This window comes from Streptomyces sp. NPDC003697, assembly GCF_053587115.1.
The window spans coordinates 1-15,979 of sequence record NZ_JBSFNN010000114.1; the positions used below are offsets into that span (position 1 = coordinate 1).

Annotated in this window: 15 protein-coding genes; 7 read left to right on the forward strand and 8 right to left on the reverse strand. The window is 74.7% G+C overall.

Annotated features, from left to right (window positions below):
* Positions 1–298: 298 nt before the first annotated feature.
* Both ACWDNY_RS28965 and ACWDNY_RS28970 read right to left on the reverse strand, forming a co-directional pair.
* Positions 299–2,476 carry an FUSC family protein gene (locus ACWDNY_RS28965; protein WP_451648768.1) on the reverse strand — a complete coding sequence of 726 codons (2,178 nt, stop codon included), beginning with the start codon at positions 2,474–2,476 and terminating at the stop codon, positions 299–301.
* A gap of 415 nt (positions 2,477–2,891) precedes the next feature.
* Positions 2,892–3,524: an MBL fold metallo-hydrolase gene (locus ACWDNY_RS28970; RefSeq protein ID WP_451648769.1), complete on the reverse strand. Its 633-nt coding sequence runs from the start codon at positions 3,522–3,524 to the stop codon at positions 2,892–2,894.
* Between the two features lie 315 nt (positions 3,525–3,839).
* Here ACWDNY_RS28970 and ACWDNY_RS28975 point away from each other — a divergent pair, with 315 nt between their 5' ends.
* Complete coding sequence (locus ACWDNY_RS28975; protein ID WP_451648770.1) at positions 3,840–4,235, forward strand: DUF2267 domain-containing protein; 396 nt, start codon at positions 3,840–3,842, stop codon at positions 4,233–4,235.
* Positions 4,236–4,253: 18 nt separating this feature from the next.
* On the forward strand, positions 4,254–4,616 hold the full coding sequence (locus ACWDNY_RS28980) for a DUF2267 domain-containing protein (RefSeq protein ID WP_451648771.1): 363 nt from the start codon (positions 4,254–4,256) through the stop codon (positions 4,614–4,616).
* Positions 4,617–4,630: 14 nt separating this feature from the next.
* Here ACWDNY_RS28980 and ACWDNY_RS28985 read toward each other — a convergent pair whose 3' ends face one another.
* Both ACWDNY_RS28985 and ACWDNY_RS28990 read right to left on the reverse strand, forming a co-directional pair.
* On the reverse strand, positions 4,631–5,137 hold the full coding sequence (locus tag ACWDNY_RS28985) for a hypothetical protein (protein ID WP_451648781.1): 507 nt from the start codon (positions 5,135–5,137) through the stop codon (positions 4,631–4,633).
* Positions 5,134–5,526, reverse strand: a complete 393-nt coding sequence (locus tag ACWDNY_RS28990) for a DUF2267 domain-containing protein (RefSeq protein WP_451648772.1) — start codon at positions 5,524–5,526, stop codon at positions 5,134–5,136. The genes ACWDNY_RS28985 and ACWDNY_RS28990 overlap by 4 nt, the downstream gene beginning before the upstream one ends.
* 429 nt (positions 5,527–5,955) lie before the next feature.
* Here ACWDNY_RS28990 and ACWDNY_RS28995 point away from each other — a divergent pair, with 429 nt between their 5' ends.
* Complete coding sequence (locus tag ACWDNY_RS28995) at positions 5,956–6,108, forward strand: hypothetical protein (protein ID WP_451648773.1); 153 nt, start codon at positions 5,956–5,958, stop codon at positions 6,106–6,108.
* A 423-nt stretch (positions 6,109–6,531) separates the two neighbouring features.
* Positions 6,532–7,845: a glycosyltransferase 87 family protein gene (locus tag ACWDNY_RS29000; RefSeq protein ID WP_451648774.1), complete on the forward strand. Its 1,314-nt coding sequence runs from the start codon at positions 6,532–6,534 to the stop codon at positions 7,843–7,845.
* Here ACWDNY_RS29000 and ACWDNY_RS29005 read toward each other — a convergent pair.
* Both ACWDNY_RS29005 and ACWDNY_RS29010 read right to left on the reverse strand, forming a co-directional pair.
* Positions 7,827–8,240: a Zn-ribbon domain-containing OB-fold protein gene (locus ACWDNY_RS29005; RefSeq protein WP_451648775.1), complete on the reverse strand. Its 414-nt coding sequence runs from the start codon at positions 8,238–8,240 to the stop codon at positions 7,827–7,829. The genes ACWDNY_RS29000 and ACWDNY_RS29005 overlap by 19 nt on opposite strands.
* A 253-nt stretch (positions 8,241–8,493) precedes the next feature.
* On the reverse strand, positions 8,494–9,261 hold the full coding sequence (locus ACWDNY_RS29010) for a TetR family transcriptional regulator (protein ID WP_451648776.1): 768 nt from the start codon (positions 9,259–9,261) through the stop codon (positions 8,494–8,496).
* A gap of 141 nt (positions 9,262–9,402) precedes the next feature.
* On the opposite strand from ACWDNY_RS29010, the gene ACWDNY_RS29015 reads away from it, so the two are divergent.
* From ACWDNY_RS29015 to ACWDNY_RS29025, 3 genes are all read left to right on the forward strand, one after another.
* Positions 9,403–10,236, forward strand: a complete 834-nt coding sequence (locus tag ACWDNY_RS29015) for a hypothetical protein (protein WP_451648777.1) — start codon at positions 9,403–9,405, stop codon at positions 10,234–10,236.
* A gap of 138 nt (positions 10,237–10,374) precedes the next feature.
* Entirely contained in the window at positions 10,375–11,178 is an 804-nt protein-coding gene (locus ACWDNY_RS29020) for a peptidoglycan-binding protein (protein ID WP_451648778.1), read from the forward strand.
* Positions 11,179–11,251: 73 nt separating this feature from the next.
* Positions 11,252–11,746 (forward strand): flavin reductase family protein, encoded by a 495-nt coding sequence (locus ACWDNY_RS29025; RefSeq protein ID WP_451648779.1) that lies wholly within the window; start codon positions 11,252–11,254, stop codon positions 11,744–11,746.
* A 482-nt stretch (positions 11,747–12,228) separates the two neighbouring features.
* Here the strand turns inward: ACWDNY_RS29025 and ACWDNY_RS29030 are convergent, their stop codons facing one another.
* Both ACWDNY_RS29030 and ACWDNY_RS29035 read right to left on the reverse strand, forming a co-directional pair.
* On the reverse strand, positions 12,229–14,703 hold the full coding sequence (locus ACWDNY_RS29030) for a SpoIIE family protein phosphatase (RefSeq protein ID WP_451648780.1): 2,475 nt from the start codon (positions 14,701–14,703) through the stop codon (positions 12,229–12,231).
* 209 nt (positions 14,704–14,912) lie between these two features.
* On the reverse strand, positions 14,913–15,293 hold the full coding sequence (locus tag ACWDNY_RS29035) for a hypothetical protein (RefSeq protein WP_451648782.1): 381 nt from the start codon (positions 15,291–15,293) through the stop codon (positions 14,913–14,915).
* Positions 15,294–15,979 lie beyond the last annotated feature (686 nt).

A 15,979-nucleotide genomic window follows, 5' to 3' on the forward strand; every position in this document is an offset into this window, starting at 1 on the left:
TTCCCAGGGCAGGTCAGCCGTTCCGGCCACGAGGTGGAGGAAGTCGTCCGCGGCCGGACGCCGCTCCCACAGCGTGGCCCCGGGGGCGGTCGCCCTCACGCCCCCCGGGGGGGCCGCACCGTCCCTCGGGGGGCGGTCGGCCCACTGCCGAAACGGCGCGCCGCAGCACCCTGGCCGGGCTGCTCTTCGTCATGCCTACAGCGGTCTGCGTGCGCGGCGCTCGACGCGGGCCGCGGGACTGCCCTCCGGCAGGCGCACTGCCCTCCGGCAGGCGCGGTGCTCCCCGTCACCGGTGCCGTCAGCCACTGCGGGGCGCGGGTCCTGGTGTGTCACCTTCCGCCGCCACGGCGGCCCGCACCCGCTGCTCCTCGCGAGCAGAGACGACGTCCCGTTCCAGGGGTGTGCGGCTCACCGCCGTCGCAAGATCTTCCAGGGCCCGTTTCTGCAGTTCCGCCTCGCGCCGCACGACCTGACTCCGATTGTCGGCGGCGGCGTCCTTCCACGCGTGGAGAGCCTCCTCCACCCGCCCCCAGTCCGGATTCCTGTGCTCGCGCACGTCGACTGCCGCCTTCTCGGTGTCCGCCTCCAGCGCCTCTGCGAACCGCTCCGCCTCGGGGACGAAACGGTTGTCGGCCCGTGGGACGTGGCTCTCCATGAGCATCGCCGCGCGGCCGAACCCCTTGAGCGCATCCTGCGCCTCCTGAGCCTCACGCCACGTCAGGCCCCTGGGCCGGACGGGTTCCTGCCTCGCCCGGTCGTATGCCTCCTGCCAGGCGGCACGCGCCTCCCTGCTCGACAGCAGTGCCCTGCGCATGTCGGCGTGACGCTCCCGGCTCGGTTCGGCGTAGTTGCGGAGCACCGCGGCCGCATAGCGGCCATTGGCGGCGAGCCAGTCCGCGAGCCGGCCCGGCAGCCGGGGGGTCTCCCACGCGGGGAACACCACGTACGCCAGCATCGCCAGGGCCCCGCCGAGCAGGGTGAGCACCACCCGCTCCGGGACCGTCTGCTTCCACGCCTGGCCGCCCATGCCGAGCAGGAAGACGACGTACGCGGCGGTGAAGCACTGGGAGTAGGCGTAGCCGGTCCGGATCACCGTGTACGCCAGGCCCGCCGAGACCACCGCCAACGCGCCGAACACATGGGCGTCCGGGCCCAGGGCCCGCACCATCCCGGTGGCGAGCGTGACCCCTGCCAGGGTCCCGGCGAGACGGGCCACGGCACGCGCGTACGTCCGGTGGAAGTCCGGCCGCATCACCATCACCGAGGCGATGGGCGCCCAGTAGCCGTGTCCCAGGGGGAGCCGGGCGGCGATCAGGTAGCCGAGCGTGGCCACCGCCGCCAGGCGGACGGCGTGCCGGAACACGGGGGAGTCCCGGCGGAGCTCACGGCGGACCGCCCGGACGACCATCGGGACCAGCCGGAACATTGTCGGGCGCACCAGGAACTGGGCGCCGGCGGGGCCGGGCGCCGTGAGCGCCCTCCCGCGCGCGCCGCCGATCCCGGCGATCTCCAACGCCTCGCCGAGCAGGTCCACGAGCCGCTCGGCGGCCTGCCGCGCGGGACCCTCCAGCACCTCGTTCTCCTCGTCGACGCGCAGGACGTCCGTCGTCCCGGGCCGCACCTCGGCGGGAGTGCCGCGGCGGATCGAACGGGCGGCCGCATCCAGGACGTCGGCGGCCGCGTCGAGCAACTCCCGCGCGCGGTCGCGCCCGGGTCCCTCCGCCGGGGCGCCGACGTAGGGGTCGGCGAGCGCGGCGACGACCGGCCGGATGCGCTCGGCGAGTCCCCGGGGACCGTGGAGGACGGGGGGACGGGTGCGGGCCTGTGACGGCGTCACGGCAGCCGCGTCCCGGGCCGTCATCAACGGCTCCGGGTCGAACGGGGCGGTCGGGTCGTGCCGCAGCCGGCGGGCGTAGTCCGCCACGGCGGCCAGGGCGTCGGCGAGCGCGTCACGATGCGCACCCCAACGCCGGATCGGGAACAGCAGGATCAGGACGGCCTGCGCCACACCCCCGAGCGCGATGACCCCGGCGTGCTCCAGGGCTTGCTCGACGCTCGTGGGCAGGGTGATGGTCACCAGCATGCTGCCCACGGTCGTCGCTGCGACGATCCCAGCGGTCGTTCCGACCGCCCATGCCATCCCCGCGGCGAAGGCCCATACGGCCAGCAGCGGGAGGAACGTCACGAGCCGCCCCGCCGTCAGGTAGCCGACGAAGGTGCTGAGCGCCAGACCCGCGCCCGCCCCGAGCGCGATCACCTTGCGTGGACGCCAGGTCCGCTGGAACGTGGCTCCACCCGCGGAGTAGGCACCGAGGGCGGCGGACGCGGCGTACGCAGGGGAGACCAGCCACAGCATCGGCCCGATGACGATCGCCACCCCAGCGGCCGCGCGCAGCGCGAGCAGGGGCTCAAGCCGCGTCTCCTCGATCGTGAGCCCGGACCGCACGACCTCACCGAAGGCCCGCAGCCACGTCACGGGTGCGCGCCCGGCCGGAGGGCCGCTGCTTTCATGATGCCTTCCCTGGGCGCCGCGGTATCACCGCGGCACGGCGATGATCAGACGGCGCAAGAGGCCCGACTCCCGGAAGTTGGTACGGCGACGTCCGTGACTCCGGCACGCCCCGTCGGCCGCTCACCCGGACCGGGTGGAACGGACGGTGCCGCCGGCCCTCCGGCGGCCTGCCGTCCGGGTCCCCGTCAGCCTGCACCCGAAACAACCACGCACCGATCGGCCGACTCATCGGGAGCCGACCACACGGCGGTGCCGCCGCAGCTCCCTAGCGAGGAAGCGGGGCACACATCGTCAGCCCGACTGCCCAGCGGCGTCGTCAGGTCGAAGAGGGTGGCTTGCCGGCGCCCTGGCCGTCTTCGGCTTCCCGGGCCTCTCGCTCTCATGTGATGCGGCGGAGCCAGTCCTCGACGCGCTCGCCCACCTCGCCGACCGTGGTGATGTCGCCGTGCCCCGGGCAGACCACCGTCTCGGGGGGCAGGGTGGCGAGGCGCTCGCGGATCGAGTGGATCATCGCCTGGAAGTCGGAGTCCTCCGGCCCGATGACTCCAGGGCCGCGGGAGAGCAGCATGTCTCCGGTGAAGACGCTGCGCAGCGCCGGATCGTACAGACTTACGGATCCCGGCGTGTGTCCCGGAGTGTGACGCGCCGTCAGAGCGGTTCCGGCGACGTCGATCACCCGGCCGTCGACGAGTTCCTCGTCGGGGACACGGCTGGGAAAGCTGCGGCGCCACAGCTCCAGGTCGTCCGGGTGCAGCATGATCGGAGCCCCGGTGCGGTCCGACAGAGCCACGGCCGCGTCGACGTGTCCGCTGTGTGCGTGGGTGCACGCGATCGCCACCACGCGGCGGTCGCCGAGCGCCGTGGCGATGACGTCCGGCTCGTGTGCGGCATCCACCACCATCGCCTGCTCGTCGTCACCGACGATCCACACGTTGTTCTGCATCGGCATGTCGTCGGCGTCCGGTCCGGCCACGACACCGGTCGTCACCACGCACTCGACCCGCGCGGTCACGACGTCACCTCCGGGAGCGCTCGGCCGCGGGCGGCCACCCGCGCTCCGGGATCTTTTGCCTGCCGTTCCATGGAACAGCCCCTTTCTGGATGAGGCCCTCTACCCCCAGTGGACCCCGCCGGGCATGCGGCAGCAACCGGCAGGTCTTCCCGCACTGGCACGTATGCGCTGACCTGCACGAAGTCATGGCCGCTCCGCGACACGGGGGGATCGGTGCCGGTCCTGCCCAGTGGCCGAGGCGACAGGTATGGGTTTGACTGGATCTGTTGGTGATCACGCCGACGAACGGCCTGACGACGACTGGGGCAGGGGCCCATGGAGTACGACGCATTCCTGGCGAAGACAGCCGAGCGGGCGGGCGTCTCCCCCGACGTTGCGGAGGCCCTCACGCGCGCCACCCTCGAGGTGCTCGCCGACCGGATCAGCGGGGGCGAGGCCCAGGACCTCGCGGAGCGGCTGCCCGAGCCGCTGAAGAGCTGGCTGCACACGGACGAGGAGATCGCGAAGGGCTACGGGGCCAACTCGTTCGTCCGGCGTGTGGCGGACCGCGCGGACGTGCCCCGCGAACTCGCGGAGGCGGGGATCCGCGCGGTCCTGGCCACCCTGAGGGAAGCGGCCGGCGACCAGGAGTTCCGCGATGCGACCGCCCAACTGCCCAGGGAGTACGACATCCTGCTCTCCGCTCCCGCGGGCCCGGCCGGCTCCGGCTAGCGACCGTTTGGAGGCGCCATGGACAGCGACGAGTTCATCCGGCTCGTCAGCCAACGGGCCCACGTGCCCGAGGAGCAGGCCTGGGAGCTGACCCGGGCCACGATGCTGACGCTGGGCGAACGGATCACCGGCGGCGAGGCCAGGCACTTGGCCGAGGTCCTGCCCGCCGAGGTCGCCCCGCCTCTGGTCCCACCGGAGAACGTAGCCCAGAAATTCGGCGTTGACGAGTTCGTCCGGCGAGTGAGTGAGCGTGCGGGCGTCGATGAGACCGTGGCGCGCAGGGGCGTCGCGGCGGTTTTCATGACTCTGGCAGAGGCCGTCCCCGGCACGGAGTGGCACGATGTGATGTCGCAACTGCCGAACGAGTTCCAGAACATCTAGTGCCTGCCGCGGCACTAGCGCCGGGCATCCCGGCGCCGGGCGCCCGGAGCACGGCTGCGCGCACGCCGTGAGAAGCGCTCGCAAGCGGGGGAAGAGACGCCCCACGTACAGGTCGTCCGGGAGCTGGGGCAGAACCGGGCCCATGAGGTCGTGGCCGGCAGCGTCGGCGACGGTGCCGAGGACGGCGCCGACGTCCGGGCAGCGGTCTGCCCGGTGGCCTCCGGTCCCGGTCGACGAAGGCTTCGCGTCGCAGGGTCGCGTCGGCCGCCACCCTCTCCGGTGGGGCGGAGGCGGGTGAGAGTCAGGGGGAGATCAGGTGCCCGTCCTCTGCCCCTGGTCGGCTCCGGCCGCCGTCGGTGAGCGCGAGCTCTCCTTGCGGCGCCCGCTGATGGGGATCTTGCGCGGCTTGGCGCGCCCGGAGCGCAGGCTGTGCCGGTCAGGCCCTGGCCGAGCGGACCGGTGGTGGTCTGCGCGCGGGCGGTGTGGCCCTGCTCGGGGTGCCCCGGGGCCCTGGTCTTCAGCCGGCCAGATCGGCCTTGCCGAACAGGACGGCGTAGCCGGAGGGGAGCTGGCTGATGATCTGGTTCAGCTCACCACCGGAGACGGCGCCGGCCAGGGTGGTCAGGACCGCGCTGGCGTCCCACTCCGCGGTGCGCGGCCGGGCACCGGTGCCCTCGGCGACCCTGTGGTAGAACTGCTCGATGCCGAAGCTCTCGGCCTGCGCCGGCTTGGCCTCGACCAGTTGCTGTCCTAGCGGTCCGGGCAGCTGGGAGGCAAGGTCATCGACCTCGCCAGGGCTGATGCGCTGGGCCAGCACGCTCAGCACCGCTTCGGTGACCTTCGCGGCCTCGTCCTGGCTGGTGTATTCGCCGAGCTCGCGCACGCGAGCGAGGAACTCGTGGTGCTGCATCCTTCATCATCTCCGCTTGCCGGCGATCTGAGGGCATCGAATGTGATGCCTCTGCCCGAGTACCCAAGTGACCTCGTCGGCGCACGCCCGGTCGACGGCGTCCAGCGCGGACAGCAGCGCCTCGAGGCGAGGGAGGTCATGTACCGCGCCGCCGCCGTTCCTCCCCGCGTACGCCGCCGGTCACCCGCAGTGGCAAATCCGGCGCACGAGCAGCCCAGCCGTCCACGAAGCCGTCCGGGTGGCCCGGACATGCGAGCCTGGGCCCCGAAGGCGGGCACGCACTTCGTACGCCCGTCCGGGCGCCGCGGTGGGCCCGCGGATGAATGTGGACGTCCTGATCGACTGGCTCACGTGTGAGCTGCGGCATTGCCGGTTCACTCCTTCGGGCTCCACGATGACGGGGCACGGACGTCAAGGAAGGGAGCCCTCATGGGTGATCATGTGCACGTGCGGCTCAACCAGGGTCTGAGCGTCTCGGCCGAAGGAGAAGTGATCGAGCACTCGCACTGCCGGTGCGGGGCCACCTTCACGAAGGTGTTCGACTCGGACGCAGGGGAGCCGGAGGGCCCGGTGCCGTCCTGACGCGTTTCCCGGCGCCGTACGCGAAGGCGGCTCGTCGGGTCGTCGCGGCAGTGGGCGGACCGCCTCACGGCTCGGCGAGGGGCGACGGGTCACTCATCGGGGTGGCGGGTGCGCGTGCGCCGACGGTCACTCGGCAGGGTGATGGCTTCAGGGCCGGCCGGCAGGAGGTCCCCGTGGACACGGCGGTGAGCACGACCGGCGGCCGGCGCTCCCCGCGTGGCGGCGGCCGTGCGGGCGCGTCCGCACGGTTAGGCTGCGGCCGCCGAAGGTCGCGGTGCGCGTCCGGCGCCGCCGCGGTCCCGCGCACGCACCCCGCACACCCCGCCGCCGACCGCGCGGGGCGGACCGGGCCGACGGCGTTCAGGGCGGTACGGGATTCCGGCGGACGTGACGGGGCTGGTGCGGGTGGGTGGAGTCCGGACGGTGCGCCGGGCGATCGGTGCGTGGCTCACCGCTCACGCCGGCTGGTGCCTCGCCGCCTCCCTGGCGCTGCACGTCCTCGCCGTGGCGACGCACCCCTCCCACCCGCTCGACCTGCGCGTCTATCGCGAGGCCTCCGCGCACCTCCTCACCGGCGGCCTGTACGACTACGTCCTGCGCACCCGGCCGCCCATCCCCGCACTGCCCTTCACCTACCCGCCCTTCGCCGCCCTGCTGTTCCTGCCGCTGTCCCGCCTGCCCTGGGCGGCGGGGCTCCTGCTGTGGCAGGTGGCCTCCGTGGCGGCCCTGTTCGTCGTCAGCGCCTGCGCGGTCCGGCTGCTCCTGCGCTCCGGCGCGCACCACCGAGCCCCGGCACCGCCCGGACGCCACCGCGTCCCGTCCCCGCGCGCGCACCACCGCGCCGTGTCGCTGCTGTGGACCGCCGCCGGACTGTGGCTGGAACCCGTGCGGCACACCCTCGACCTGGGGCAGGTCAACCTGCTGCTGGGCGCTGTCGTCCTCGCGGGCCTGACGGTGTCACGCAGTGCGGTGGGCCGGGGTGCGGCCGTCGGGCTGGCGGCGGCAGTGAAGCTGACGCCGGCGGTCGGCGGGCTGTACCTGCTGGCGACCCGGCAGTGGCGGGCGGCCGCCTGGGCCGGCGTCGCGGCCGGCGTCGCCACGGCGGCGGCCTGGTGCGTCGCCCCGCACGAGTCCGCCCGGTACTGGTTCGGCCTCGTGGCGGACCCGGGGCGCGTGGGCCCGGTGTGGTCCGTGCGCAATCAGTCCCTGCGCGGAGCGCTGTACCGCCTGCTCGGCCAGGAGGGCGGCGGCGCCACCCTTGTCTGGTGGACCGCCCTCACACTGGTCACCCTGGGCGCGGCCCTGGCGCTGCGGAGCGCCGTACGGCGGCAGGACCCGCTCGGCGTCCTCGTCGCGGTGGAGCTGTACGGGCTGCTGGTGTGCCCCGTCTCGTGGAGCCACCACTGGATCTGGTGCCTGCCCGCCATGATCTGGCTGGTGCACGGCCCCCACCGGGAGAGCCGGCTCGCCCGGGTCACGCTCGTGGTGTGGGCGCTCGCCGCGGGGGGCCGGCTCGTCCCGCAGCTCATCCGCGCGGAGGACAACCTGGCACGTCCCAGCCCCTATCCGGCGCTGCTCGCCTGGCCGGGCTCGGTCTACGTGGTCTGTGCGGCGCTGACGCTGCTCACGCTCGCGTCCCGGCCCGCGCGGCACCCCGGTCCGCCGCCTGCCCGGCAGCCCGGTGAGGAGCGCCCGTACGGCCGGCGGGCGACGGAACGTCAGGTCCAGGCGCGGTAGTGCTCGTCCAGCAGCTGGAAGACCGGCTCGCCGCGGACCGCGTCCTGGGCCGTGGACAGCCGGACCCGGTCGCCGCTGTGGATGCCGATGGGCGGGCCCATGACCCGGCCCCGCACGATGAAGCCCTCGGCCATCTCGACGAGGGACACGTTGCGCGCGGCCGGGGTGTTGCGGTGCACCACCGTGGAGTGGCGGACCGTTCCGGTGCCCTCGCTGCGTTCCGTCCTGAGGTCGCTGCCCCGGCACACCGGGCACAGCAGCCGGTGGTACATGGCGGTGCCGCACCAGGCGCAGCGCTGGAAGTACAGGGCTTCCGGGTCGCGGGCCTCGGGCTCCAGGAGGCCCGTCACGGAGCCGCCCGCCGGATGAGCGGCGTTTCCTGAGTGGTGGTACACGCTGGTCAGCTCCCTGCGCTCGGCCGGAAATCACGTGCTCGGGTCACCCGTGCCCGTGCGTGCGCGGTTCGCCGTGCCACCGTGCACGGGCACAGAGTATGGCACTCAGTGCCACTCGTAAAGGCACTCCGTACCCTCAATCTCGGCCCGCGGGCCACCCTTTCGCCGGTTGCTTCGGACCGCTCCAGGTGAGGGCCGCCGCTCCGGGTCCCAGACCGCCGCGGACAGGTACGGGGTTCCGCCCCCGCCGCGGTCAGTCCCGGCCCAGGGTCGACTCGATCTCCTGCACCACCCGCCACAGCGGCGCCCCGCGCCGCGACACGATCACGACCACGTCGTCCTGCCGCTCCCGCGGCTGTTCCGGACGCCGTTCGGCCGGTGCGTCCGGCGGGCCGGCGGGCGGGTGGCCGAACGCGTCCTGCACATGGGCCAGCGCGTGGTCCACCGCGGCGCCCGCATCGCCCTGACCGTCCGAACGCAGCCAGGAGCGCAGGGCGTTGTTGTGCGCGGCGACCACGGCGGCGGCGACCACGTCGGCCCGCAGGGTGCCGTCGCGCCGACCCGCGAACCGGCCACGCAGGTACTGCGCGAGCGCCCGCTCGTAGCGCCAGACCACCGACAGTTCGTAGGCCCGCAGCCCCGGCACCTTCCTGGTGAGCCGGTAACGCTGCACGGAGAACGTCGGGTTGTCGGCGTACATCCGCAGCACCAGCCGGGCCGCGTCGCAGACCCGCTGCACGGGCTCCTCCTCGTCCGTGCCGGCGGAGAGGTAGGCCGTCATGTCGGCCAGGCACCGCTCGTGGTCGGGGAAGACCACGTCCTCCTTGGACGGGAAGTAGCGGAAGAACGACCGCCGTCCGACCCCGGCGAGCGCGACGATGTCGTCGACCGTGGTCTGCTCGTAGCCGCGCTCCAGGAACAGCCGGAAGGCCGCCGCCACCAGGGCGTCCCGCATGGGCGGTTTCGCGGTCGCCGCCTGCGCCTTCTCACCCCGCCCGGGGGACGCGTTCCTGCTGCTCATGCCGCGAACGTAGCATCAGGCCGCACCCGGACGGCACCGAGTGCAGCCGGGGTGGGGAACGGAGTGCCGCGCCCCTGGCCGGGGCGTAACCTTCCTGCACCGCCGACGCACCGACCACCTCCGCCCCTGGGAGCCCGCACCATGTCTCCGATCCGCCCCCGTCTCCTCTACGTCACCGACCTGGCGTACCCGGCGCGCGGACGCCGGTACGGCGACGAGGACGTCTACCTGACCTCCCGGCTGCGTGACGACTTCGACCTGGCCCTGTGCCACCCGAGGGACGCGGCCGCGCTCATGGACGCCTTCGACGCCGTCGTCGTGCGCAACAGCGGACCCGTCCTGGAGTACCGGGAGGCGTACGAGGACTTCCGGGCGCGGGCCCTGCACAACGCGGTGCCGGTCTACAACCCGCTCACGGGCAGGGGGGACATGGCCGGCAAGCAGTACCTGGTGGACCTGGCCGCCGCCGGCTTCCCCGTCATCCCCACCGTCGACCGGGCCGAGGACCTCGGCCTGCTGCCCGCGGCGGACCGGTACGTGGTCAAGCCCAAGCTGGGAGCGGACTCCACCGGACTGCGGGTCGTCACCCGCGCGGAGGTCCCCGCCCTGGCCGACCGCAGCGTCCTGGTCCAGCCGCACGTCGACTTCGCCTACGAGGTGTCCTTCTACTTCGTCGACGACGCGTTCCACTACGCCCTGTACGCGCCGGACCCCGGCGCCCGCTGGCGCCTGGAACCGTACGCGCCGACCCCCGGCGACCTCGCGTTCGCCCGCCGGTTCGTCGGCTGGAACAGCCTCGCGCACGGCATCCAGCGGGTCGACGCCTGCCGGGCGCCCGGCGGCGAACTGCTGCTGGTGGAGCTGGAGGACCTCAATCCGTACCTGTCCCTGGACGCCCTCGACGACGCCGCCAGGGACCGCTTCGTCGTCGCGATGAAGGAGTCGGTGCGGCGATTCCTGGACGAGACCGCCTGACGGCCGCCGGCCGCCGCCCCGCACGGCCGCAGGCGCCCGGGCCGGCGGGACGGGGGCGGCCCGGTGAACCCACGGCGCTCCGGGCGCGTATCACCTGCCGGGGATGGAGTGGGTGTGCGCGGACGGAAGGAGAGCAGTGTGTCGACACCGCCCGGGGCCGGACAGCCGCACGGCGGCGGCCCTCCCCTCGAACCGGTCCGCGTCCTGCGGCTGCGCCGCACCGACGCGCTGGCCGAACTGATGCGGGAGTTCCGGGAGGGCACCGGGGTCTACGACTGCGAGACCCTGCCGCGGGCGGCCGGCGGAACCGAGGACCCGACGCAGGAGCTGCCGCCGGTGCCCGCGGGGGCCCCGCCGGGGGACGGCGCCGGCGCCCGGCGTCCCGCGGCTCCCGGCGCGGGCCGTTCGGGGGAGTCCGCTCCCGGCCCGCGCCCGGCCCGGGGACCGGGGGACGACGCCGGGCACCCGCCCGGTCACCGGACCCGCCGGGCGGCCGTGGCGCTGGCCGTGGCCGCCGCCGCACTGATCGGTTTCGGAGGTGCCCTGCTGCTGCCGGGGCGCGGCGAGCAGGGAGCGGCCCGGGCCCCGCGCCCCTCCGCCACCGCCTCCGTGACCGCCTCAGCGGCCCCGGCCCCCTCCGCGACCGCTCCGCCCGCCGCGCCCGCGCCCGTCCCGGACGCGACCGCCGCGGACGACCCCGACGGGCCCGGTACGCTGCGCGCGGGCGACAGCGGCCCGGAGGTCACCGAGTTGCAGGTACGTCTCCTGCACGTCCCGGACGTCTACCGCGACGGCAGCACCAGCGGCCGGTACGACGCCGCCCTGGAGGCGGCCGTCGCCCGCTTCCAGCTCTGGTACGGCATCCGCGGCGACGAGACCGGCGTCTACGGCGACGACACCCGCCGCGCCCTGGAGGCCCGGACGCCCGCCGGCGGCGCGTGAACGGCGGGGACGCGGGGCACCTGTTCCGGGTCGCCGCACGACGGCGGCGGCGCGGAGAAGGGAGCGGAGCGCGATGACGGCCATCGGGAGGTTCACCCACCGGCTCGACCCGGAGATGTGCGTGGTGACCGCGGCGGCGGGCGGGGAGCGGGACGGCTGTCTGGTGGGATTCGCCGCGCAGTGCTCCATCCGGCCCGTGCGCTTCACGGTGTGGCTGTCCAAGGCCAACCGGACGTTCCGGGTGGCCGAGCACGCCGACCGCCTCGCCGTGCACCTCCTGACGCGCGAACAGCACGCGCTGGCCGCGCTGTTCGGCGGCCTGACCGCCGACGACGGCGTGGACAAGTTCACCCGGACGGCCTGGACGGAGCGGACCGGGGGCGCGCTGGTCCTGGACGAGGCGCCGGCCTGGTTCGTCGGCCGGATCCTGCGGCGGACCGACGCGGGCGACCACGTGGGGTTCCTCCTCGAACCGGAGGAGGCGGGCGAACGGGAGGACGTCGACGGGCCATTGCTGCGGCTGTCGGACGCCGTCGACATCCGGCCGGGACACCCGGCGGAAGACTGATGCCCCGGGCGCCCCTGCGCCCGAGGGCTTCGAGCACGGGCGGGCCCGAGTGCTGAACCGACCTGCCTCCCGGCCGCCCGGGACACCCTGTCGCGGGTCCGCGGGGTGCCTGTGCCTGCGGCAGCGCGTCGTCGCCGGCGGACAACCGCGCCGTCGTGCCGCCCTGTCGCCGCGCCGGGCCGTAGGAGGTGACGGACCCCGCCCCGGAGCCCGGGACAGGCCGACGGCTCGTGGACGGCGGGTACGCCCGTCCTCTCCGGGGCGGCCCGGCCCGCTCCGATCCGCCTTCGGCAGCCGTGTCTGAGGCGCTGCACGACGCGAACACCTCGCCGTACGTGGCACCGGGGACAGTGCCTTCCGCCCGGTGCTGTCCGGCGTCGCGGTCGGCCGCACCCGGCCGGTGCTGCCCGGCGTCGTGGCCCGCGCACCGGGCGACGCCCCCGCCCGCCGTCGCCGGTCACGGCGCCCGGTGCGCCCCGCCCCTACGCCGGTTCCATGGGCGCCCGGATGTCCAGGACGCACACGTCGTCCCGCCGTTCGCTCCCCAGCAGCGCCGTCAGCAGCGGCTTGAGGGAACCCGGGTCGTCGTCGTGGTGGGCCGTGGTGGCCTCGGCGAGCCGGTCCAGACCCCGGTCGAAGGGCTCACCGGGCCGCTCGACCAGGCCGTCGGTGTACAGCAGCAGCCGGTCTCCCGGCTCCAGCAGGCACTCGGCCTGCTCGTACCGCGGGGACGCGGTGGCCCCCAGCAGCACACCATGCGGCCGCTCCAGGTAGCGGGCCTCGCCCCCGCGCAGCAGCAGCGGCGGCGGATGGCCGGCCTGGGCCCACTCCAGGCGCCGTTCGTCCGGGTGGTAGCGGGCCAGCACCATGGTCGCGGTGGTGTGGTTGTCGCGGGAGTGCAGGAGCAGCGTGTTCAGCCGGGACAGCGCTCCGGTCAGCGACGAGCCCGTGATGATCATGCCCTTGGCGGTGAAGCGGAGCTGCGCCATCGTGGCCACCGCGTCGATGCCGTGCCCTGCCACGTCGCCCACCACGAACAGGGCGTCGCCGTCGGGCAGTTCGATGGCGCTGAACCAGTCGCCGCCGACGTGGATGCCGGACTGCGCCGGAAGATAGGCGATGTCCACCCGCAGCCCGCTCAGCCGCACCGGCCGGCGCGGCAGGGGCAGCAGCGCGTGCTGCAGCCGGCCCGCCAGCGTCCGCTCGGCCTGGAGGAAGCCGTGCTGCTCCAGCATCGCCCGCTCGCTCTCGACGAGGGCGAGCTCCGCGTTGCGCTGCGCGGTGAGGTCCTGGAGGAATCCGTGCACCTGGACGGGGACGCCCTCGGCGTCGGGCATGGCCTCGGCGACGGCCCGCAGATGGCGTACGCCGCCCGCCGTGCCGACCCGGAAGGGGACGTCGAACGGCTTGCCGTCGGCGAGCAGGTCGCGGACGGCGCGGGCCAGGACGGGACCGTCCTCCGGTACGGCGAGGTCCGCGAGGCCGTCCAGGCGGACCGGGCCGCGGGCGGGGTCGCGGGCGAGGAGGGCGAACAGCTGCGGCGACCATGCCGTCTCGTGCGTGACCAGGTCCCAGGTCGCCCAGCCGAGCCTGCCGAGTCGCTGCAGGTCGGCCAGGCGCTGTTCCTGGAGGTCCGAGGACTCGTGCCGCAGCCGGCTGACCACCAGTCCGTCGCCCAGGCGCGCGGCCCGCACCGAGTACGTGGACAGTTCCTGGGCGCCGGCCAGGAGGTCCCGCTGTGCGAACGGCTCGCCCTCGTACGGTCTGCCCGTGACGAGCGTGCTCGTCAGGCCCTGCCACAGGGGTGTGCCGGTGACCGCCGGCCAGCACTCGGACAGACGCAGCCCGACCAGCTCGCGCCCGGTGCGGCCGGTCACGTCGGCGGTCTGCGGAGTGGCCGCGTCGATGCGGCAGTCCTCCACCTCTCCCGACGGCCCGTACAACGGCGTCACCAGTACGGACACGCCCGGAAGGGCGTCGAACAGGGGCGGCACGGTGCCCGGGGCCCCCTCCGTGGCTCCCTTCACGGGGCGTCCCGGGCGCGCCGTGAGCACGCGCAGCCGGCCGGCGCACATCTGGGCCGCGCCCTCCAGGACCTCCCGGGTGCGCGGACCGAAGGGCCCGCGGCGGTTGCGCAGCACGCCTATGACCACGTCCGCCGTGTCGTCGGCCACCACGGGCAGCCAGGCCCGCGACAGCCACGGCCCGGGGGTGTCCCCGAGCAGCGGGTACCGCTGCTGGTCGGCGGCGTGGTCCTCCAGCCACAACGGCCGGCGCGTGAGGAGTGCCTCCAGGGCGGGCGCCCGCCGCACCGGGGGGAGGTGGCGCCACTGGTCGGCGAGCGTGTCGTCGATGCCGGCGTGCCCGATCAGGTCCAGGGCGCCGGAGCCCGACCTGCGGTAGATCATCACCGCGTCCGCGTCGACCGGCGGGGGAGCGAAGTGCTTCAGCAGGCGTCGGGCGAGTCCCTGGGGTGTGCGGATCCGGGCCAGGGCCGGGCCGGGGAGGGCGAGGACGGCGGAGCCGTCGGCATCTCCGACCGGGTTCGGCCCGGCGGCGGAGTCGTGGGGGCCGCCGGGGGACGGCACCCGGGCGGAGGCGGGTGACGGCACACCGGTGGACGCGGTCCGGGCGCTGGTGCCTGGGCCGCCCGCCGGGGCGGCGGGCGGAGGCACCAGCGCCCCGAGCGTGAGCCAGCATTCCTCCGTCAGTGTGCGGCCCGCCGCCCTGGCACGCTGCACCAGCTCCTCGTGCGCGGCGTCCGGGCAGCAGCCGGTCAGCGCCATGATGGCGCCCTTGGCGCGTTCCAGCACGGCGGAGGCCGCCGCCAGGTCCCGCAGCCGGTCCATCTCGGCCCGCTGCCTGGCCACGACCTCGGTCAGCGCCGCCAGGTCCGGCGCGGCGCCGGACCCCGCGGGGAAGACTGGCTCGCTCGTCACGCCATGAGCATCGCACATGGGGGCCGGTCCGATCACAGCGTTGTCCGGCCGGAGTCCCGCGATCACGGTACGTGTCGCAGGAACGTTTCTTCAGGGTACGTGGTGATCGCTCGTACGGCAGGCCCGAGGCGGCTCGGACGCGGGCGGGAGCGCGGTGGCCGATGGGTGGCCGGCCGTGCACACGTCCCGCACGCCGTCCCGGGATTCGAGGCATGCCGCGTACCGCCTCAGCGGGCGGCGGGACGCTCCACCAGTGCCTCGGTCACGGCGCGGACGCTGCGGGCGATGTGCTGGAGCTGCATGAGCTCGGCCGCGTACAGCTTGATCGTGTGTTCGATGACCGACTCGGGCAGCCCCAGCCGGGGCAGGTCGGCCCGCGCTGTCTGCAGGGCGGTGCGCGCGATCCGGATCTCCTGCTGCACCTGGAGGTGGGCGTGACGGGCGAGCAGGACCGGGTGGCGCATGAGTGCGGGGTAGCCGGCGTAGCGCGCGGGCACCAGCTCGCGCAGCCACTTCACCGCCGAGCGCTCCCAGTCGTAGCTGCCGGGTGTCTTGACCTGGCAGGGCCAGTCCGGGCTGATCCGCGTGGTCGTCAGGGGCATGGTGATCGCTTCCGGGTGTGCGGCGTCGTGGAGGGTGGTCCGACGGGGGCGCTCGCGCAGGCGAGGCCCGGCCGAACGCCCCGCGCGCGGGTGGGCGAGGGCGGCTCGGGGTGTTCGTGCGGGTGCCCGAGGAGCGGGCGGCGCCGGTGCGGCGGGTGGTGCGGGCGGCGCATGCGGGACCGTCGGCTTCCTCGGGGGCTGTTGCGGATGGTGAGGGTGGATGAGGGCGCGGTCCCGGGCCTGGGTGGGCCGGTCCGTGGTCCGTGATCAGTATTTATATATGCGGATCGGTTTTCAAGGCGCATGAAAACATTCATGCTTGCTGGCGCGTGGGCGCGTGGGGGCGCGGGTGTGGCCCAGCGGCTCGACGGCTCACGGCGGCCGGGGGAGGGCGCGGGGTGGCGACACGGCGGCCGCGAGCCCCCACGGCCTCCCGGCCCGCGCCCGCTGGCCGCCCGCCTCAGGACGCAGGGACGGGGCCGTCTCGCATGGGCGGCGCGTCCGGTCACGGGCGCGTGGGCCGTGCGGCTCGCGGGCCGCACGCCCCACGGTGCACGGACGGCGCCCGGCGCGGCCCGCGGGCCGCGCCCGGCCGCGTGGTTTCCGCGGGGGCGCGCCGGCGACGGAGCCCGGGGCGGGTCCCCGGAGCAGAGGCGGGGAGATCGGAAGAGCGGCGAGGAGGGACAGAGTGT